This window comes from Streptomyces sp. NPDC091287 (genome assembly GCF_044768525.1).
Classification (GTDB): domain Bacteria; phylum Actinomycetota; class Actinomycetes; order Streptomycetales; family Streptomycetaceae; genus Streptomyces.
This window is the reverse complement of sequence record NZ_JBIVUV010000004.1, coordinates 257,662-277,749: the sequence shown is the minus strand read 5'-3', so window position 1 is coordinate 277,749 and position 20,088 is coordinate 257,662. Positions and strand designations below refer to the sequence as shown.

Genomic DNA, 20,088 nt, shown 5'->3' with positions numbered 1-20,088 from the left:
TTCGCTTCGGAGGCGGTCACCGGATGATCCATGAGGTGGACGACGTCCTGCGCGCCCTGATCCGGGCCGAGGTGCTGGAGGGCCGCCAGATCGCGGTGGTCTTCGACGCTCCGACCCGGGAGTGGGCAGCCAAGGTCAACGCCCCGATGGTCAACCTCTACCTCTACGACATCCGCGAGGACATGCGGCGGCGGGAGCGCGGCCTGCACAACGAGTACGACGAGCACGGGGCGATCGTCGCGCGCCGCCGCCCACCCCGCTTCTTCAAGCTGTCGTACCTGATCACGGCGTGGACGAAACGCCCCGAGGACGAACACCGGCTGCTCTCCTCCCTGCTGGCCTGTCTGCTGCGGTACGAGGCGCTGCCGCCGGAGCGGCTGGCGGGCTCGCTCGCCGAGGTCGGGGCCGCCGTCCCGATGTCGATCGCGTTGCCTCCCCCGGAGGACCGGTCGTTCGCCGATGTGTGGAGCGCGCTCGGGGGCGAGCTGAAGCCCTCGCTGGACCTGGTGATCAGCGTTCCGGTGACGGCCTCGCCGGTCTACGCGGCGGGCCCGCCGGTGGGCGACGAGGGGCTGCGGGCGCAGTTCGGGGACGTACCCGCGATGGTTTCCGGGGAGCGGGCGGGCGTGGGTGCCACGGAGGCGCAGCCGGGCCGGCCGGGGCTGCCGGTGTACGGGTCGCGTCCCGGGCGGCCGGCCCGGGAGCCTTCCTCCGCGCCCTCGGGCGGGGCGCACGGACGGGGGGTGTCGCTGCGGATCACGGAACGGCGGGGCACGCCACCCGGGAGACGGGACACGCCACTTGAGAGACGGGGAACGCCATCTGAGGAAGGGGACGTGTGACGGCGCGGGACGTCGCCGTCCTGGACCTCCGCCATCTGCTCTCCCGGGCGGCGGCCGTGGAGCGGCGCATCCGGGACGCGGTGGAGCTGCGGCGGAGCACCGATCCGGACCCGGACGACGACTTCCGGGGGCTGTACCTGACGGACGAGAACATCGTGCGGCTGCTGGACGAGGAGGGGGCGAGGGGGTTTCCGGCACTGGGCGGCCCCCCGGTCGAGGGTTCGCCGGCCGGGGAGGAGACGGGCTCCCGACTGGCGTCGCTCGCGCGGGAGTTCGGCCTCACACCGCTGGACACGGAGATCCTGCTCATCGCGCTCGTACCGGATCTGGACGACCGCTTCGAGGCGTTCTACGGCTATCTGAACGACGACGTTTCCCGGCGTCGACCGTCCATCGGACTGGCCCTGGGCCTGTGCGGCGCGGCCCTCTCCGATCCCGCCGCCCGTGCCCGGCTGGCCGCGGGGGCGCCGCTCCGGGCCGGCGGGCTGCTCCTGGCGGAGGACCTGCACCGCCCGTTCCTGAGCCGGGCGCTGCGGGTGCCGGACCGGGTGGCCGCGCACCTGCTGGGCGACGACACCCCGGACCCGCGACTGGCGGACCTGCTGGCCCCGTGGCAGGCCGTGCCCGGGGTGGGCGACCCGGCCCCGCTCGCCGCAGTCCTCGCCGACGGCGTCCGGCTGGCCTACCTGAGCGAGGACCAGGGCGGCGCGGGCACGGCGCTCGCCGCGTCGGCCCTGACGCGGGCGGGCCGGGGGGTCCTGGGCCTGGACCTGGCCCGGCTGGCGGAGGACCCGTCGCCCGCCGAGGCGGTGAGCGCCCTGGTCCGGGAGGCGCGGCTGACGGGGGCGGGCCTGGTCTGCGCGCCGCTGGACGCGGTGTCCCGGGAGCGCCCGGGGCTGCTCAGGCTCCTCACGGCCACCCCGGTCCCGACGGTCCTGGTGGGCCGGGCGCCCTGGGACGCGTCCTGGTCGGTCGCCCCGCCCCTGCTGCTGCACGCACCCCGGGTGGAGCCCTCGGCGCGCGGGGCGCTGTGGCGGGACGCGTACCGGCTCAGGGAGGACGCGCCGCTCCCGCCCGCCATCGCCCCGGACCAGCTGCTGGCCCCGTTCCTCCTCACCCCGGAACAGATCACCGGAGCCGCCCGCTCCGCCGCCCAGGCGGCCCGGCTGTCGGGCGGCGAGCTCACCGCGGACCATGTACGGCGGGGGGCCCGCGCCCAGAACGCGGCGGGCCTGGACCGGCTGGCACGCCGCATCGAACCCACGGTGACCTGGGACGACCTGGTCCTCCCACCGGACACCCACACCCAGCTCCGCGAACTCACGGCCCGCGCACGGCACCGCGACCGGGTGCTGGGCGAATGGGGGATGCGGCCCGGCGGGGGCCGGGGCCGGGGGGTGTCGGCGCTGTTCGCAGGCGACTCCGGCACCGGCAAGACGATGTCGGCGGAGGTGATCGCCGCCGACCTGGGACTGGACCTGTACACGGTCGACCTGGCGACGGTGATCGACAAGTACGTGGGCGAGACGGAGAAGAACCTGGAGCGCATCTTCACGGAGGCGGCCGGCGTGAACGGCGTGCTCCTCTTCGACGAGGCGGACGCGATCTTCGGCAAGCGCTCCGACGTGAAGGACGCGCACGACCGCTACGCCAACGTGGAGAGCGCGTACCTCCTCCAGCGCATGGAGTCCTTCGACGGCCTGGCCATCCTCGCCACCAACCTCCGCGCCAACCTGGACGACGCCTTCACCCGCCGCCTGGACCTGGTCATCGACTTCCCGGTCCCGGACCCCGAACAACGCCTGCTCCTCTGGGACCGCTGCCTGGGCCCGACCCTCCCGCGCGGCACAGACCTGGACCTGCCCTTCTGCGCCGAGAACTTCGAGCTGGCGGGCGGCAACATCCGCTCGATCGCGGTGACTTCGGCGTACCTGGCGGCGGAGGCGGGGGGCGCGGTGACGATGGAGACGGTGATCCACGCGATCCAGCGGGAGTACCAGAAACTGGGGCGGCTGACGCTGGCTTCGGAGTTCGGGCCGTATCTGGGGCTGGTGACCTGAGGGCGGGAACGGGGGCCCGAGGGCTGGGATCAGACTTTGACGATGCGCACGCGGTCGCCGCAGAGCGTGGTCAGATCCTCGGGGTCGGATGTCAGGACCACGGTCGGCTTCGGGGCGTGGAGCGCGGTGGCGGCGACCACGGAGTCGATGGCGTACTTGTGCCCGTGCAGGCCCGCATCGACGAGCAGGGCCATCGCCGTACGCCCGATTTCCTCGGTGACCGGCTCCACGTTCAGCCGGGACACGGCCCAGTTGAAGCGGGCTGAGTTCACTCGCGCGTGGTGTGCCTCGATGAGGGTGAGGATGCTGGTCACGACCCGCATGTCCTCCTGCTCGGCCCCGCGCACCAGGGCCATGACGTGGCGGTCGTCGGCGACCACCTTCGACAGCCCTTCGCTGTCCAGGACGAGGGTGCCCGGCCGGTTCATCAGGCCGCGCTCCCCACGCCGCCGTTGGCGTCTCCGCGCAGCAGGGCGCGGGCGGCGTCGATCTCCGCCTGGCTGAACTCACCGTGCTCCGCCTCGTGGGCGGCGGTCAGCTCGGCGAGGTTGTCCCGCTCGATCTGCCGCTGCACGGCGGCGTCCACGTACGCGGAGAACCCCCGCTTCCCGACCCGCGCGCGGACGGCGGCGATGTTGCCGGAGTGCAGGCTGACGGAGACGTTGGCGGTGGGGCCTTCGCCTGGTCGATAGATGGGCTCTTCGCTCATGGGCTCATTCTAATACTCTCTCTAGCAGAGGGGCTGCCCGGCGATGGACACGGGGATGACGCTGATGCAGAGCCGTGGATCCAGCCCGTAGGCCGGCAGTTGAGCCAGTCGGTGTCCGCTTCGGAGTCGGGCCGGGCCCTGCTTTCGGGTTGGTGCGGGCGTGAGGTGTGACGTGCAGTTTCAGGGGCCGGTCACGGAGTCTCGCAGGCCCTCCCAGTCCTCTTGGTGGGCGGCCTGCCCCGTCGGCGCTTCGAGCGGACGGACGGCCACCGGAGCGCCGGAAAGATTGATTTCCGCGCCTTGGGAGTGACGCCAATGAACCGGCGGAGACGCCTTGTCGAAGTCCTCCTTGTAGGATGCGACGATCTTCAACTCGCCCTCTACCTCGGCTGCATGCAGTAGGCCGCCGTAGGACTGGGTTGTCCTGGTCCTGTCACCGCTCGTGAAAGCGGCATAGAGGGTTTCTCCATCAGGCCTTCGGTATTCTGCGACCATAAACAGTGTCCGCCGTGCCAGATTCACGCTGCGAGCCAAAGTCGCAAGCTGATCGGGATGCATTCCCATGGGTCGCCCAAAGCTTGGCGACAGAGTTGTACCTGGCGATGCATGCCAGAACCCCATGCTCTTGGTTCGGAGTTCGTTCACCACCTCGTCCGACGCCGAGTAAGTGGCTACACTTCCCTCGTGCTCGATGTCCAAGTAGGCGTTGAAGAACTTCACGGCATCTTCCATAGGTGTCACAGTTGTGCGCTCCTTTTTATGAAAAGATGGTCATCGGACTGAATGAGTCGCGAGTCGCCCTCGGGTGGTATGTCTGAAACCCTGGACGTGAACGTGTACTCGTAGACGGCGCCCATGACGCGCCTCACCGGTGGATTCATAAGTATGTTTATGAGCTTCTTCAGTTGGGCCTCCGACGTAGCCTCACCGGGTGTATACCATTCCTGATTCTGGATGTTTCTCAAGAAGACGTCCTTGAGTAGCTCTCCGAAGGTGACAGTGACCTTGAGGTTCATGGAGACCTGTGATCGAGTCAGGCCATGCTTGGTGGCGAATGCCACCACTTCCCCTGCGATGTCGGATTCGGCGTCACCCATGATTCGCTTGTTGTAGTGATCGCTCGCTGTCACCAGATTCAAGGCGTCCCGGTAGCCAGATCCTCCGAACCAGTCGGCGATCACATGGGAACGATTGAGCTGCTGATTCGCAATGAATCCCGGGGAGTCCTGGGTTACTCCTCGTGGGTCGCCAGGCTCCTTGAGATTCAGATCTTTCCCTTCCACGGTGAGCTTCAGGCCGGACTTGATGTCCTGGGTGACGGTGAATTTCTTTCCTGCGGCCGTCGTCACCGTGGTCACCCTCGTTTCTGCCGTACTTCTTCCTTCATCCAGATCCATAGAGACGGGGCGGAAATCAGTGTGCTCGCTCTCGGAGGCAAACTCGGGGAAAGGGTCATATTTGCCATAGGTTTCCTGCTCGGAATGGAAGCTCATTGAGTTAAGAGTATTGAGCGTATCGGGAATGTCGTGGGCGGCTGCTATTCCTTTTGTTTTGAGCTCTTTCAGGGCCCCCTCGCCGAGGAGCTTGATGAGCTCTTTCCGTAGGCCGCTGTTCACGCCGAAAACGTGACCTTTGAATGCATCGGCATTGATCTTGCGATTGTTTCCGTCGTAAAATTCTCTCTTCACATCGAGTGCGGTGCTTTCTTTTTCCAGATGGTTTTTGGCCTGGCTGTCGGTCTGGTTGAGTACGGTGTCGTCCCACAGTTGTCCGGACGCGATTTTTGGTCGCCTGATCTGCGATTCCCACCAGTGAGTGTGTACCTTCTTTATGAAATCCGGCCCGAACTTCCTCAGTTGATTCCTTATGGCCTCTGTCTCGCTGTAAGGTCCCAGTGGGTGGTGACTGGCTCTCATGGAAAAATTTGATCCGGTTGCCGACCTCGTCGTATTAAAGCCCTTGATCCAGGAGAATCTTTTCCGCAGTGTCATCAATTCTGCGGTAACCGCTTCGGCTGGTGAGTTACTCTTCTCGTGCTGATCGATGATGGACTTCGCCTGATATATTGCATCGGGTAGCTCTTTCTTCTTTCGTTCATCCTTTGCTTCTTTGCTCTCTTTTTCCTTTCTGTCGGTGCCCTTGCTCTTGAGTTTCCGCCACAGCGCCCTCCCCTTCTTCGCTATGAAGTCGACGATCTTGTCGATCGCCCGGGTGACGGGCCGTGACACCGACTGGAAGACCGACTTGACCTTGTTGGCGAGGCCGCCGATGCCCAGCAGGGCGGCGAGGAAGCCGATCAGGAGCGGGATGCTGGTGGCGAGGGCGGCTTCGATGAGTTTGGGGACGCCGGCCTGGCCGCCGTTGGCGATGGCGATGACCGCGTCCAGGACCGCGTTGACGAAGTCCGCGATCTGGGCGCCCTGCGTCACGATGAACGTGACGATGTCGATGATTCCCTTGACCGCGCGGACGAACGCTGAGGCGGGGTTGAGCAGGGAGATGATCCAGGTGATGCCTGCGATGAGGACGGTGGGGATCAGGTAGGTCGTCAACTTGCCGAGGATGGTGGCCTTGAGGTCGCCCGCTTCCGCCTGGATCTCCTTGACCGCGCCGGCCGGACCTTCGGCGGCGAGGTTCTTTGCCACCGGGACCGAGGTTTCGACCGCGCTCATCGCTTCGTCGGGGACGCCCTTGCGGGCGACGCGGGTGCGGATGTTGTCCCAGGTCAGGCCGAGCATCGAGCCGATGAGCTGGATGATGCCCTTGAGGTCGAACTTGGCCGGCAGGTCCAGGCCCGCCTTCACCGCCGTGCCCAGCAGCCAGGAGACGACGCCGGTCTTCAGGTGGTCGGCGATGTTCGTGATGAAGAGGTTGAGGCCCGCGCCGACCGCTTTCACCAGGTTGCCCAGGAACCCGATCGGGTCCTTGATGATCTTCATGATCGCGGAGGCGGCCTTGGCGAGGATGCCCAGGAGCAGGTTCTTCAGCTCGTTGATCGTCTTGATGACGCCGACGATGGCGTCCTTCGCCTTTTCGATCAGGCCCTTGTTGGCCTCCTGGAGTTTCTTGATCTCCTCGTCGATCTTGTTGAGGGCGGCCGTGTACTTCTGGGCCAGGTCCTGGACCAGCTGTTCCGACTTCTCGTTGACCGTGGCTTCCAGGTCGTCGAACTTGCCCGCGAAGTCTTTCGCCGCCTCCTCGCCGAACTGGCGGAGGTCCGCCGGGAGTTTGTCCACCTCCGCCTTCAGCTCGGTGCGGCCCTTGGCTATGCGGGCCTTCGCCTTGCCGAGTTCGGCGCCGATGATGTCCGCGACCGAGGAGATGACCGTCTGCATGCGGGAGACGTAGAGCTTGCGGGACTCCTGGTAGAGGTCGTTCGCCGCCTTCGGCAGGCCGGCGAACTTGTCCTTGATCCAGCGGCCCTTGCCCATGAGGCCCGAGTACCGCTTGTCCTTGTACTTCTTCATCCGGCTCTTGTGGTCGGCCGTGAACGCGTCCCGCGCTGACTTCTCGCCCGACGTGAACGCCGAGTCCACCTTCTTGTCCAGGCCGGACAGGGTGTCCTCGACGTCCTTCTTCGTGCCGTCGTAGACCTTCTGGAGTTCTGCCGTGACCTCGGCGCGCTTCTTCTCGTCCTTCGACTTCGTGTCGTTCTTGCCGCCGTCGACCTGTTTGCCGGCTGTGGCGCGCGTCGCCGTGAGTCCCGCCATCGCCTGGGCTCCGGAGGCCGCCGCGTTCTGTCTGGCGGTGGAGAGCTGCTGGTCCTCCGCCGCCTTCCCCTTCGCGGGGGCCTTCGCCGCGTCCGCCTCCGACGTCTTCTTCGCCGACAGTGCCTCGTTGAACTCCGGTTCGTTGCCCTTGGCCAGCTGTTCCTCGGTGACCTCGGCGTCCGCCATCGCCTTGTCGTTCTCGGCCGGCCCCTCGGAGAAGTCCGTGACGGCCGCCGGCTGCTTCTCGGGGACCGCGTCCGTGGCGGACGGTGCGCCCGGGTTGCCGGGAGCCTGGTCGGGGGTGAGCGGGGTGACCTCCTTGTCCTTGGCGGCCGAGGTGTCGGGCGGGGCCTTGGTGGCGGTGTCGATGTCCTTGGCGGAGGACTCCTTGCCGTCGGTGACCTTGCCGTCGACCTCCGCCTTGACCTGATCCGCCTTGCCGGACTTGGCGAACTTGTCGGCCTCGTCGAGGTTCTTGGGGGCCTGGGAGTCGATCGCCTTGTTCACCGCGTCGATGAACGCCTTCTTGTCGAACTCCCCGGGCTTCGCCGCGTTCATCTTCTCGGCGTTGGCCGCCTTGCCCTGGGCCTCCTTGTCGTCCGGCGGGGCTACCGCCGCGTCCTGCGAGGCCTTCGACTCACTGGCCGCCGGGGCGTGCGCGGCGAGCCGGGTCTTCTTCCCCGCCACGTCGGCCTTCACCTTGCGGAAGCCCGCCGACTGAGCCGGGGGCGGCTTCACCGGTGCCGTGTACCGCTGGGCGACCAGCCGCGAGACCGCCCCGTTCCCCGCCATCCGCTGGAGCCGTTGGATGGAGCGGCGGTCGGGGCGGCGGTCAGGGCGGGGGTCGGGGGGCGGGGCTGTGGCCACCCGCTCCGTGCGCGGCGCTTCCGAGCGGGAGAGTTCGAGGGCCGGGGGGACTGAGGAGGAGGAGGAGGAGTCGAGGGCCGGAGTGTGTGCCGTCCCGTGGTCCGGGGCGTGTACGGCGTGGGGGTTCGGGGTGCGTGCGGCGTCCTGACGCGGTGGCGTCGCGGAGGGCTTTTCCGGAACCGTCTTCATCCGCCCTCCCGCCCCTTCCGCCCCTCCCGCCCCCGCCGGCCAGGAGGCCGCCCGGATGACCCGGACGGCCCGGATGGGGGGCATGCGTGGTGGTCGCCACCGTGCCGGGGAATCCGGGGACGTACACAGCGCGCGCGGACCGCGTACGGGGCAGGGCGGGGCGGCACCCGTGGCGCGGTCGCGTTGCCTCATCGGGCAGCCCTCGATGCGCGGCGGGGCGGCCGACCGTCCGTTCCCGGTGATCGCCGCAGTGGCGAGAATGACCCGCGTCCCACGGTCGAGCAGTGCGTCCAGGAGTGTGTCGAGGAGAGGCCTTATGCCGTCGTACCTGTCCCCCGGCGTCTACGTCGAAGAGGTCGAGTCCGGATCCCGGCCGATCGAAGGGGTGGGCACCTCGGTCGCCGCCTTCGTCGGCTTCGCGCAGAAGGGGCCGTTCGACGAGCCGACGCTGATCACCAACTGGAGCCAGTTCGTCGCCACGTTCGGCGACTTCGTCGACGGCGCCTACCTCGCGTCCGCCGTCTACGGCTTCTTCGCCAACGGCGGCGGCGTCTGCTACATCGTGCGGGTCGACGACGGCACGGCGGACGCGGAGGACGGTGAGCCGGGCGAGGGCGCCGGCGGCGGGGTCGGGGCGGCCGGGGAGACCGGCGAACTGCCCGTCGGCGCCGAGGTCCCGGTCGGGCCCTACGCCGTACGGCCCCGGCCCGGCGTGAGCGGCGAGATCAGCGTGGAGGTCGCCCCGGTGGAGGGCGACGATCCGCCCGCCGACGTCTTCCGGTTCCTCGTGAAGCGCGACGGACAGGTCGTGGAGACGTATCCCTCCGTCACCACCAAGCGCAGCAAGGACAACGTCGCCACCCGCGTCAACGCGAAGTCCGGGCTGATCGAGGTACGGGAGTCGGGGCGCGGCGCCGCCCCCGCCCCGCCCGCGCCGCAGACGGTGATCCTCGCGCCGGCCGCCCCCGCCGCCGGCAGCTCCGGTGCGATGGCCCCCGAGGTGTACGTGGGCGACGCCGACCGCCGTACGGGCCTGGGCGGCCTGGAAGCGGTCGACGAGGTCACGATGATCGCCATGCCCGATCTGATGAGCGCGTACCAACGCGGGCTGCTGGACCTGGAGTCGGTCGTCGCCGTCCAGCAGGGGCTGATCTCCCACTGCGAGCTGATGGGCGACCGGGTGGCCATCCTCGACCCGCCGCCCGGACTCACCCCGCAGCAGATCCGTGGCTGGCGCACCGGGCAGGCCAACTTCGACTCCAAGTACGCCACGCTCTACTACCCCTGGATCAGCGTCGCCGACCCCGCGTCCGGCCGCGCCACCCTCGTACCGCCCAGCGGGCACATCGCCGGGGTCTGGGCGCGCAACGACGATACGCGCGGGGTGCACAAGGCCCCGGCGAACGAGGTCGTCCGGGGAGCCGTCGCGCTGGCGACCCAGCTCACCAAGGGCGAGCACGACCTCCTCAACCCGATCGGGCTGAACTGCATCCGCGCCTTCCCCGGCCGGGGTATCCGGGTGTGGGGTGCACGGACGCTGGCATCCGACCCCGCCTGGCGGTACCTGAACGTCCGGCGGCTCTTCAACTACCTGGAGGAGTCGATTCTCGCCGGTACGCAGTGGGTCGTCTTCGAGCCGAACGACGACGCCCTGTGGGCCCGTGTCCGGCGCACTGTCTCGGCGTTCCTCGTCAACGAGTGGCGCAAGGGCTCGCTGTTCGGGCTGACCCCGGAGGAGGCGTTCTACGTGAAGTGCGACCGCGAGACGAACCCGCCGGAGAGCATCGACGCCGGTCAGGTCATCTGCGAGATCGGGGTCGCCCCCGTCAAACCGGCCGAGTTCGTGGTGTTCCGGCTCTCCCAGCTGACCGGCGGCAGCGGTGGTGTCGACGAGTGACGACCTGCCGAGGACGCGTTGACCGCCCCGACCGTTGACAGCCCGTTCCTGAGTCCGGCGTAAGGAGTCTGCTGTGCCACTTCCCGATCTCGACAGTTCCGTCGGGCATTCCTTCGGCCTCGAATTCGACAGCGTCATCATCAAGCAGATCACCGAGGTCAGCGGTCTGAAGATGGAGCAGGACGTCATCGAGCTGAAGCAGAACACCTTCGACGGCAAGTACGCCATCAAGAAGCTGCCCGGCCGCCCCAAGGCGGGTGAGGTCACCGTGACGCGCGGGCTCACCGAGGACAACAGCTTCGAGCGGTGGATCAAGGACTCGCGGTTCGGCCGCATGACGAACGCCCGCCGCAACGGCGCCGTCATCGTCTACGACTACGAGGGCCTGCCGATCAAGCGCTACAAGCTCATCAACGCCTGGCCGAAGTCCCTGGAGATCGGCACCCTGAAGGCCGGCGACACCTCGGTGCTGACCGAGAAGCTGGCGATCACCTACGAGAGCATGGAACTCGACTGATGCGCCGCTCGGTCCAGTTCCAGAGCCCGGAGCAGGTCGAGGCCGGGGCGGCCGGAGCGAGGGGCGGTGCGGCGCGCCAACAGGAGACGTTGCGAACGGAGTTCGGCTTCGAGCTGCCGCGCGGTTACGTCGACGAGTCGGGGACCGTCCACCGTACGGGCGTGATGCGCCTCGCCACCGCACGCGACGAGCTGGTCCCCCTGCGGGACGACCGGGTCAGGGAGAACTCCGCCTATCTGTCGGTGGTCCTCATCTCCCGGGTCGTGACGCGCATCGGCACGGTCGAGGACATCCACCCCGGTGTCATCGAGGATCTGTTCGCCTCCGACCTGGCCTTCCTCCAGGACTTCTACCGCCGGATCAACGCCGAGGGCCACACCCGCGCCGCCGTCACCTGCCCGTCCTGCGACGAGGAGTTCGCGGTGAATCTCGCCGGTGGCCGCCTGGGGGAATCGTGACGTACGCGGCCGACCTGCTCTACGAGGAGGTCGCGTACCTCGCCTACCACTTCCACTGGCCGCTGGACGACCTGCTGGACCTGGAACATCCGGAACGTCTGAAGTTCGTCGCGCAGGTCGCCCGCCTCAACGGGCACTAGCCGGCGGCCGGGCGGGACACACCGTGCAGGGGAGGACGAGGAGCTCATGGGGTTGATGTCCTGGCTGCGGGGCGGCCGCGGCGGTGCGGACCGCTCCGGCGATGCACCCGCCCCCGCGCCTCTGTTCGTGGCCGATCGTGGCGAACGGGTTGACGTGAACCGGCTGGAGCCGATCCAGCGGGTGGTGTCCGGGCAGCAACTGACGGTGGGGCCCGCGGAGTTCGAGGCGTCGCTCACCACCCGCCAGGACCCTGCGCTCGGGACCCCGCTCGGGCACCTGGTGAGCCCTGATGCTCCGGCCGGGCTGGTGCGTGGTGTCGGGGTCGGGGTCGGTGTCGCGGAATCCGCCGCGTCGCCGTCGCCGTCGCCGTCGCCGTCGCAGTCGCAGTCGTCGGTCGCGGCTCAGCGGTCCGTGGACATGCCGGTGCGGGGGTCGGTGACCCACTTCGGGCGGGCGGGTGGGCCTGTGGCCGTACCCGGGACGGTGTCCGCGCCCGTACCCGTACAGCGTCTGTACGGCGGCGAGACCTCCGCCATGACGTCCTCCGCCGGGGCGGAGAGCGGTCGCGGGGGCGGGGAGGAGCTGCCCGTACGGCGGCTGGTGGGGGAGCGGCCCGTCGTGGCGGAGCCCGCACCTCTGGTTCCGTCGCCCGACCCGCCACCCGCCCCGGCCTCCGGCAGCGTCGGCGTTCAGCGGGCTGCGCTGCCTCCGGCGGGGGAGCGGCCCCGGCGGGCCCCCGGGCTCGGTGCGCCTCTGCCCGGTCTGCCGCCGACCGCCCAGCGTCGGGCCGCCTCCGGCCCGGAAGCCTTGGGGGGCCAGGTTCCGCCCGTGGCCCCGGCTGTGCCCGGCCTGTCCGATGACGTCCGGCCGGGGGCAGCGGACCAGCCCACCGCCCCCTTGCTCGGTGACGATCCGCTGGTGGGGGAGGTGTCCCGGAGCCGTCCCGATGACCTGGCAGGGGGAGCGCCTGCTTCTGCCGGTGGGGCGAGTGATGTCGGTGGGGCGAGCGATGTGGGTGGGGCAGGCGATGCGGGTGAGGCCGGAAGTACCAGTGATGCCGGGAGTACCGGTGATGCCGGGGGTATCGCAGGTTTCGTGCAGCGGTCGGACGGTCCGCCTGCCCTCTCCGGTCGGTCCCCCGCCCTGCCCGCCCCGTCTGCCCCGGCTGACAGCGGGCCCGTCGTCCCCCTCCTGGGCGATCGGCCCCTGGTCCCGCGGAACGTCGACGTACAGCGCGCCGCGGAGCCGCGTTCCGGGCCCGCCGGGGGGTCCGCGCCGGACCCGGGCGGGTCCGCCTCGCCCCCCGAGGGCGTACCGGTCCGGTGGACCGGGGCGGAGGGCGGGGGGCCGGTGGCCGGTCCCGGTGTCTCCGTGGGGCCCGCGCCCGCGTTGTCCGTCCCCGCAGGTCCGCCCTCGGCGGCCTCCGGGCCCTCCGCGTCCCTTCAGCGGCGGGCAGTTGCAGGGCCTCCGGTGCCGGGCTCGGTGGCGCGTTCCCTGCCGGGTTCCGGCAGTGTGCGCCGGTTGCCCTCGGCCGGGGCGGTGGCGGTGGCGGCCGGGGTGGCGCAGCGGATGGCCGACGGCAGTGTCGTCTTCGCGGGCGCGCCGGTCTCCGGTACCTCGCGGCCGGTCGTCCAGCGGGACTCCGTCGTCGCCGAGGTCGCCGAGGAACCGCCGCCGCCCGAGCCCGACCCCGTAACGGAACCGGAGGACGGCGTGGTGCCCGGGCCCGGCCCCGGGACGGAGACGGAGGGTGGAGCCGGGGCTGCCCCGAAGGACGGCAGGGGGGCTCCCGTCGTCACGGACGAGCTGGTCCGGGCCCTGTACGCCCCGCTGAGCCGGCTCCTGAAGAACGATCTCCGGCTGGAACGCGAACGCGCCGGTCATCTCATCAACACCCGCCACTGAACGCCCGATCGCTGAACAGCCCGACCGAACTGAGAGGTACGTGTCATGGCCACCGCCCAGGACAGCGACCCCGCCGTCAGCGTCTGCTTCGTCGTGACCATCGACGACATCGAGCTCGGGTCGTTCAACACGTGCGAGGGCCTCGGCTGCGAAGTGGTCCTCGAAACCCGGGAGGAGGGCGGCAACAACGGGCATCTGTGGCAGCTGCCGACCCGGCTGAAGTACTCCAACGTGAAGCTGTCGCGGCCGCTGACCCGGGAGACGGAGAAGGTGGCGCGCTGGTTCGCCACGATGACCACCGGGTTCAGCCGGAAGACCGCGCACATCGAGGCGCGGACCGGGGACGGCCAGAAGGTCGCCCAGTGGGGGCTGCTGGAGGTCGTGCCGGTGCGGTGGACCGGGCCCTCGTTCACGCCCGAGTCGCCGAAGGTCGCGATGGAGACCATCGAGATCGCCCACCACGGTTACGTGATGGAGGGCTGAGGACGATGAGCGGTGCGGGTCCCATCGCGTTCAGCGCGGCCGGTACGTCGGGGGTGGCCTCGGCGGCGAAGGGCGGCTCGGCGCGGCCCAAGCTGGAGCACGCCTACCTGGAGCTGCGGACCCCGCCGACCGGCGGCGGGCTGACGCCCGGCGGGCCGTGCGGGCGGATCGACTTCCAGTTCAACCCCAAGGAGCTGAGCCTCACCAAGGCGGCTTCCTGGAAGCGGAGTCCGGCGAAGGGGGCGAAGAGCTCGGGCCCGCCGGAGTACCAGGGATCCCAGCCCAGCAAGCTCACCGTCGAGATGTTCTTCGACGCCAGCGACACCCAGGACACCCGGGTCGTCACCTCGGTGGAGCAGCTCTTCGCGTGCTGCGTGCCGACGGACGAGACCCGGCAGCAGCAACGGTCGTCCCCGCCGTGGGTCGTCTTCCACTGGGGCGGACTGACGGGCTTCCCCGGTTACGTAAGTCAAGTCGCCGCCAAATACACGTTGTTCACGACCTCCGGCGTGCCGATCCGGGCGGTCTGCCAGGTCACCATGGAGGAGATCAGCGGCGAGACCCCCGGCCAGAACCCGACCTCGGGCGCGCTGGCCGCGCGGCGCGTCCACCGCGTCGACTCGGGCGACTCGCTGCCCTCGCTCGCCCACCGGGAGTACGGGGACCCCGGGGCCTGGCGGGTGATCGCCGAGGCGAACGGGATCGACGATCCGATGCGGCTCGCCCCCGGCACCCAGCTCCTGCTGCCCGCCCTGGACGAGCTGGCCCGGCTCAGGGACAAGGGCAGGGGCAGGGACTCCTCGGACCGGGACGCCGCCAGGGCCGGCCGGGGCAGGGGGCGGGGCTGATGGCGCAGCAGGGCGTATCCACGGCGCTGACGGTGGAGTTCGGCGGTACGCCGCTGCCCGCGAAGTTCGTGAACACCCTGGTCGAGGGCTATGTCGACGACAGCCGTACGCTCCCCGACCTGTTCCTGCTGCGGTTCCGGGACCCCGACCGGGTGCTGCTGGAGCAGGCCGGGCTGAAGATCGGCACCGAGGCCAGGCTACTGGCCCGCGCGGGTGGCGACACCGCCCCGAAGCCACTGCTGGAAGGAGTCGTCACCGCGCTGGAGGTGGAGCTCGACGAGTCCGGCACGTTCACCGTCGTCCGGGGGCTCGACGAGTCGCACCGGCTTTTCCGGGGCCGCCGGGTGGCCAGCTACCAGAACATGACCCTCGCCGACATCTGCGGCCAGGTCGCCCAGCGTGCCGGGCTGAAGCCGGGCCCCGTCGACATCGCCGGGCCCGTACTGGAACACATCGCCCAACCCAACATCACCGACTGGGAGTTCGTGCGCGGCCTCGCGGAGGAGGCGGGCGCGCAGGCGTACGTACGGGACGGGCAGCTGCACATCACGAAGCCGGCGGAGGCGGGTGGAGCGCCCGACGCCTCGGCGCGCGCCGACCGCGACCCGCTCGTCCTGGAGCTGGGCAGCAATCTGCTGCGCTGCCGGGCCGGGGTGTCGGCCGCCGAGCAGGTCTCCGAGGTGGAGGTGCGCGGCTGGGACGTCCAGGCGAAGCAGCCGCTGGTGGGCCGGGCCCCGGCGGGCTCGTCCCCGACGCTGGAGCTGGGGGTGACGGCGGCGGAGGTGTCGGCCCCGTTCGGCGAGGCCCGGTTCGTGGTGACCGACACGGCGTACGGGGCGCAGGCCCAGGTCGACCAGGCGGCGAAGGCGCTGGCGGAGCGGATCGCCGGGTCGTTCGCGGAGCTGGAGGCGGTGATCCGGGGCAATCCGGAGGTGCGGGCGGGCAGTGCGGTGGCGCTGAACGCGGTGGGCGCGCCGTTCGAGGGCCGGTACACGGTGACGACCTCGCGCCATGTCTTCGACGCCGTACGCGGGTACGAGACCTGGATCACCGTCTCGGGGCAGCAGGAGCGGTCACTCTTCGGGCTGACGGGCGGCTCACCGGCGGCGGCGGGCGGTTCGCGGTGCGCGGGGCTGGTCAGCGGGACGGTGACGGACACGCAGGATCCGGAGGGGTCCGGGCGGGTCAAGGTGCGGTTCCCGTGGCTCTCCGACGAGTACGCGAGCGACTGGGCGCGCACGGCGCAGTCCGGCGGTACGGGGGGCGGCGAGGCGTTCATCCCGGAGGTGGGCGACGAGGTGCTGGTCGGCTTCGAGCACGGGCATCTGGACCGGCCGTACGTCCTGGCGGGGCTGTACAACGGGCAGGACCGGCCGGGGGGCGGGGGTGGGGGCCCATCCGCTGGTGCGCCCGGCGCGTCAGGTGCCGCCGGTGCTCCCGGTGCCTCTGGGGGCTCGGGAGGTGCGGGAGGCGGGGATGAACTCGTCGATCCCACCACCGGAGCGGTGAACCGCCGCGCCTTCGCGTCGAAGAGCGGAAACCAGCTGGAGCTGCTGGACGCGGCGAACGGACCGCAGGGCGTCCGGCTCCGTACCGGTGACGGCAAGCTCACGATCGACCTCGACCGCAAGGGCACCGCCATCGTCATCGGCAGCGACGGCAGCGTGACGATCGAGGCCAAGGAGCAGGTCTCCATCCGGGCGGCCGACGGCGTCGCCCTGGAAGCGGGGCGCGGGGCGCTCGAACTGAGCGGCGAGAGCGTCACGTTGACCGCGCGGAAAGGCGTGTCCGTGGACGGCGGCACCGGGAAGGTCGGCATCGCGGCGCAGGGCCCGGTGGAGGTGCGGGGCGGCGAGGTCACGGTCGACGGCAGCCGCCGCACGGAGATCAGGAGCGGGGGTTCGGTGAACGTCAACGCGCCGATGGTCAAGCTCAACTGACGCGACGTCAGTCGGGGCGGGGCGTCATCCACGTCATCCCCGTCGTCCACGTCATTCGCGTTATGTGCGGGAGGAGTACACAGCATGTCCGACGCAACAGCCGCTCCGGCAGCCCGGGTCGGCGACCCCACGGCCCACCCCGGCACGGTCGGGCCGCCCGGCGTCCTGTCCGTGCTCATCGGCGGGAAGCCCGCCGCCACCGTCGGGACCGCTCACCTGTGCTCCTCGCCCGCCGCCCATCCGCCGACCGTCCTCGCGCCGCCCGGCAGCTCGACCGTGTTCATCGGTGGGCAGCCGGCCGCCCGCGTCGGTGACCTGGCGGGCTGCGGCTCCCCGGTGCTCTCCGGCTGCCCGACCGTACTGATCGGCGGGTGAACCGGACCCATGGGACAGCAGTTCATCGGCGCGGGCTGGGCGTTCCCGCCGCGCACCGACGCCACCGGGTCCATCGCCCTGGTGCGCGGAGAGCACGAGCTGGAGGAGTCGATCCGGCTGATCCTGGCGACCTCGCCGGGGGAGCGGCCCATGCGGCCGGAGTTCGGCTGCGCGGTCAACGACTACGTGTTCGCCCCGGCGGACGCGGGGACCGCCGGGCAGCTCGCGTACGAGGTGCGGCTCGCGCTGGAGCGCTGGGAGCCCCGGATCGAGGTGACCGAGGTCGTCGTCCGGTTCGACGAAGCGGACAACGGCGTCCTCTACATCGACATCGGCTACACCGTGCGCGGCGCGAACGACCCCCGCAACCTCGTCTTCCCGTTCTACGTGATCCCGCAGCACGCCGATTCCACCGAGGCATCGGCCGACGACGAGGAGGCGGGCGCGTGACCCTGCCCGGCCCGCACGAAGGCCCGCACGAAGGCCCGCACGAAGGCCCGCACGAAGAGGAGGCGAGGGCGTGACCCTGCCCAGCCCGCATCTGGACGACCGCACCTTCCAGGGCCTGGTCGACGAGGCGAAGCGCCTGGTGCAGCAGCGCTGCCCGGAGTGGACCGACCACAACGTCTCCGACCCCGGGGTGACGCTGATCGAGGCGTTCGCGACCATGGTCGACCAGCTCGTCTACCGGGTGAACCGGGTCCCGGAGAAGAGCTATCTGACCTTCCTCGACCTGATCGGGGTACAGCTCCACCCACCGACCGCCGCCCACACCGAGGTGACGTTCCGGCTCTCCGCCCCCCGCCCCGAACCGGTGCTGGTGCGCGCCGGCACGGAGGTCGCCACCGTCCGTACGGAGACGGAAGAGGCGGTCGTCTTCACCACCTCCGAACCGCTCTCCATCGTGCCGTGCGCCTTCGCCCACCTGGCCACCTGGCCCTCGCCGGGGGAGGCCGTCGACCGGACCGAGGAGCTGACGCTCGGCCGGGACGTGCCCGTCTTCGGAGCCACGCCCGCCCCCGGCGACTGCCTGTACGTCGGCCTGTCGGCCGCCGTGCCCGCAGGCGTACTGGCGCTCCGGCTGGACTGCACGGTGGACGGCGTCGGGGTCGACCCGGCACGGCCGCCGATCCTCTGGGAGGCCTGGGACGGGCGGAGTTGGGCGGTCTGCGAGGTGGAGAAGGACGACACCGGCGGCTTCAACCGGTCCGGCGAGCTGATCCTCCACCTCCCGCGAACCCATGTCCCGGCAGCAGTCGTCCGCCGCACCGGGGGCTGGCTGCGCTGCCGGCTGATCGAGGCGGAGCCGGGCCAGCCGACGTACATGGCCCCGCCCGTCGTGCGCGGCATCACCGCGTTCACCATCGGCGCGACGGTCGCCGCCGAGCACGCCGAGACCGTCACCGACGAGGTGCTGGGCCAGGCGGAGGGCGTCCCCGGGCAGGTGTTCCGGCTGGCCAGGCCGCCGGTGGTGCCGGGGGAGTTCGTGGTCGAGGTGACCGACCCGGCGGCGCCCGACGCCGTCGCCGGCTCGGACGTCACCCGCTGGAGCCGGGTCGACGACTTCGCGCACTCCGGCCCCGAGGACCGGCACGTCACGCTCGACCCGAACGCGGGGCGCGTCGAGTTCGGCCCCGCCGTACGCGAACGGGACGGCTCCGTACGCCACTACGGCCGGGTTCCGGTCAAGGGCGCCACCGTCCGGGTCCGCTCCTACCGCAGAGGCGGGGGGCTGCGCGGCAACGTCGCCCGCTCCACGCTCCGCGTCCTGCGCAGCGCGATCCCGTACGTCGCCCGGGTCGAGAACCGCCGGCCGGCGCTCGGGGGCGTGGACGGCGAGAGCGTCGACAGCGCCCGGGTGCGCGGGCCCATGACCCTGCGCACCCTGCACCGGGCGGTCGTCCCGCACGACTACGAACTCCTCGCCCGGGAGATCGCCCCGGACGCGGCCCGGGTCCACTGCATCCGGGCCGGTACGCAGGACGGCGCGGAGGTCTCCGACCCGGGCGGGGTGCGGCTGCTCGTCGTCCCCGCCGGGAGCGGCGACGAGCAGGGCCGGATCGAGTTCGACGAACTTATCCCGCCTGCGAACACGCTCGCCCTGATCGCCGGACACCTGGACGCCCGGCGGCCGATCGGGGCCCGGCTGGTCGTCGAGCCGCCGTTCTACCAGGGCGTCACCGTCGTCGCCCTGGTCCAGGCGGAGCGCGGGGCGGTCGCGGAGAAGGTCCGGATGAGCGCGCTGGCCGCGCTGTACGGGTACTTCAACCCGCTCACCGGCGGGCCGGCCGGGGACGGCTGGCCGTTCGGCAGGCCCGTCCAGTCCGGGGAGGCGTTCGCCGTGCTCCAGCGGGTGCCGGGGGTCGACCTGGTGGAGGACGTCCGGCTGTACCGGGCCGACCCGGTCACCGGCGAACGCACCGACGCCACCGCGAAGATCGCGCTGGACCCGCACGCGCTGGTCTTCAGCTACGAGCACCAGCTCCGGGTGAGGGGGGCCTGATCCGATGCGCAGTGGAATCCCGGGGCTGCCGACCCCGCACCCCCTGATCGACCGGCTCCCCGCCGTCTACCTGGAGCAGGACTTCCTCCAGCGCTTCCTGGCCGCCCTGGACGACGTCCTCGCCCCCGTCCTCCTCTCCATCGACAACCTGCCCGCGCACCTGGACCCGCGCAGCGCCCCCGACGACTTCCTCGACTGGCTGGCCCAGTGGGTGGCCGTCGACCCCCACGAGGGCAGCCCGCCGGAGCTGCGCCGGGCCGCGGTGCGCGGCGCGGTCGCCCGGCATGCCCGGCGCGGCACGGTGGGCGGCCTGGCGGAGGCGCTCCGGCTGGAGACCGGTACGGAACCGGAGATCGTCGAGAGCGGCGGCACCGCCTGGTCGACCGGGCCCGGCACCCCGCTGCCGGGTCAGGACCGCCCCTGGGTGACCATCCGGATCCGGGCGTCCGGAGGCGGAGGAGACGGAGGCGGTGACCGGGAGGGTTCCGGTTCCGGTTCCGGGCCCGGCGTGCGGCAGCCGGACCGGGTGCGGCTGGAGGAGTTGATCGGCGCGGAGGTCCCGGCGCACGTCGGATTCACCCTGGAGCTGCTGTGATCTGCGACGAATGCGGACACCGGAACCCGCCGGGGCGGGAGTTCTGTCC

18 protein-coding genes are annotated in these 20,088 nt (G+C 70.7%); 14 read left to right on the top strand and 4 right to left on the bottom strand.

From position 1 onward, the window contains the following. Positions 1-23: 23 nt before the first annotated feature. Both ACIQRW_RS07930 and ACIQRW_RS07925 read left to right on the top strand, forming a co-directional pair. Entirely contained in the window at positions 24-842 is an 819-nt protein-coding gene (locus ACIQRW_RS07930; protein WP_403756000.1) for a DUF4255 domain-containing protein, read from the top strand. Continuing rightward, positions 839-2,902 carry an AAA family ATPase gene (locus ACIQRW_RS07925; protein WP_403755997.1) on the top strand — a complete coding sequence of 688 codons (2,064 nt, stop codon included), beginning with the start codon at positions 839-841 and terminating at the stop codon, positions 2,900-2,902. Before ACIQRW_RS07930 ends, ACIQRW_RS07925 begins: the two co-directional genes overlap by 4 nt. 29 nt (positions 2,903-2,931) lie before the next feature. Here ACIQRW_RS07925 and ACIQRW_RS07920 read toward each other — a convergent pair whose 3' ends face one another. From ACIQRW_RS07920 to ACIQRW_RS07905, 4 genes are all read right to left on the bottom strand, one after another. Further along, complete coding sequence (locus tag ACIQRW_RS07920; protein ID WP_403755994.1) at positions 2,932-3,330, bottom strand: DNA-binding protein; 399 nt, start codon at positions 3,328-3,330, stop codon at positions 2,932-2,934. After that, positions 3,330-3,611, bottom strand: a complete 282-nt coding sequence (locus tag ACIQRW_RS07915; RefSeq protein ID WP_403755991.1) for a hypothetical protein — start codon at positions 3,609-3,611, stop codon at positions 3,330-3,332. The genes ACIQRW_RS07920 and ACIQRW_RS07915 overlap by 1 nt, the downstream gene beginning before the upstream one ends. A gap of 180 nt (positions 3,612-3,791) precedes the next feature. Continuing rightward, complete coding sequence (locus ACIQRW_RS07910; RefSeq protein WP_403755988.1) at positions 3,792-4,331, bottom strand: hypothetical protein; 540 nt, start codon at positions 4,329-4,331, stop codon at positions 3,792-3,794. Between the two features lie 17 nt (positions 4,332-4,348). Then, entirely contained in the window at positions 4,349-8,377 is a 4,029-nt protein-coding gene (locus ACIQRW_RS07905; RefSeq protein WP_403755985.1) for a hypothetical protein, read from the bottom strand. A 316-nt stretch (positions 8,378-8,693) separates the two neighbouring features. Between ACIQRW_RS07905 and ACIQRW_RS07900 the strand changes: the two genes are divergently transcribed. The 12 genes from ACIQRW_RS07900 (at position 8,694) to ACIQRW_RS07845 (ending at position 20,039) form a co-directional block, all read left to right on the top strand. Then, positions 8,694-10,274: a phage tail sheath family protein gene (locus tag ACIQRW_RS07900; RefSeq protein ID WP_403755982.1), complete on the top strand. Its 1,581-nt coding sequence runs from the start codon at positions 8,694-8,696 to the stop codon at positions 10,272-10,274. Between the two features lie 73 nt (positions 10,275-10,347). Beyond that, positions 10,348-10,791, top strand: a complete 444-nt coding sequence (locus tag ACIQRW_RS07895) for a phage tail protein (protein WP_398612671.1) — start codon at positions 10,348-10,350, stop codon at positions 10,789-10,791. Next, positions 10,791-11,249, top strand: coding sequence for a hypothetical protein (locus tag ACIQRW_RS07890; protein WP_403755979.1), 459 nt, complete (start codon positions 10,791-10,793; stop codon positions 11,247-11,249). The genes ACIQRW_RS07895 and ACIQRW_RS07890 overlap by 1 nt, the downstream gene beginning before the upstream one ends. Next, positions 11,246-11,389 (top strand): DUF6760 family protein, encoded by a 144-nt coding sequence (locus tag ACIQRW_RS07885; RefSeq protein ID WP_007457431.1) that lies wholly within the window; start codon positions 11,246-11,248, stop codon positions 11,387-11,389. Before ACIQRW_RS07890 ends, ACIQRW_RS07885 begins: the two co-directional genes overlap by 4 nt. A 1,483-nt stretch (positions 11,390-12,872) precedes the next feature. Next, positions 12,873-13,295, top strand: coding sequence for a hypothetical protein (locus tag ACIQRW_RS07880; protein ID WP_403755976.1), 423 nt, complete (start codon positions 12,873-12,875; stop codon positions 13,293-13,295). A gap of 45 nt (positions 13,296-13,340) precedes the next feature. Further along, positions 13,341-13,778: a phage tail protein gene (locus ACIQRW_RS07875; protein ID WP_018488496.1), complete on the top strand. Its 438-nt coding sequence runs from the start codon at positions 13,341-13,343 to the stop codon at positions 13,776-13,778. 5 nt (positions 13,779-13,783) lie between these two features. Continuing rightward, positions 13,784-14,626: a peptidase M23 gene (locus ACIQRW_RS07870; protein ID WP_403755973.1), complete on the top strand. Its 843-nt coding sequence runs from the start codon at positions 13,784-13,786 to the stop codon at positions 14,624-14,626. Beyond that, positions 14,626-16,566 (top strand): VgrG-related protein, encoded by a 1,941-nt coding sequence (locus tag ACIQRW_RS07865; protein ID WP_403755970.1) that lies wholly within the window; start codon positions 14,626-14,628, stop codon positions 16,564-16,566. Before ACIQRW_RS07870 ends, ACIQRW_RS07865 begins: the two co-directional genes overlap by 1 nt. An 84-nt stretch (positions 16,567-16,650) precedes the next feature. Next, complete coding sequence (locus tag ACIQRW_RS07860; protein WP_403755967.1) at positions 16,651-16,941, top strand: PAAR domain-containing protein; 291 nt, start codon at positions 16,651-16,653, stop codon at positions 16,939-16,941. 9 nt (positions 16,942-16,950) lie between these two features. Then, positions 16,951-17,391, top strand: coding sequence for a GPW/gp25 family protein (locus tag ACIQRW_RS07855; protein WP_403755964.1), 441 nt, complete (start codon positions 16,951-16,953; stop codon positions 17,389-17,391). A gap of 70 nt (positions 17,392-17,461) precedes the next feature. Next, on the top strand, positions 17,462-19,444 hold the full coding sequence (locus tag ACIQRW_RS07850; protein ID WP_403755961.1) for a putative baseplate assembly protein: 1,983 nt from the start codon (positions 17,462-17,464) through the stop codon (positions 19,442-19,444). A 4-nt stretch (positions 19,445-19,448) separates the two neighbouring features. Further along, a complete protein-coding gene (locus ACIQRW_RS07845; protein WP_403755958.1) occupies positions 19,449-20,039 on the top strand; it encodes a phage tail protein in 591 nt (196 codons plus the stop codon). Positions 20,040-20,088: the final 49 nt, after the last annotated feature.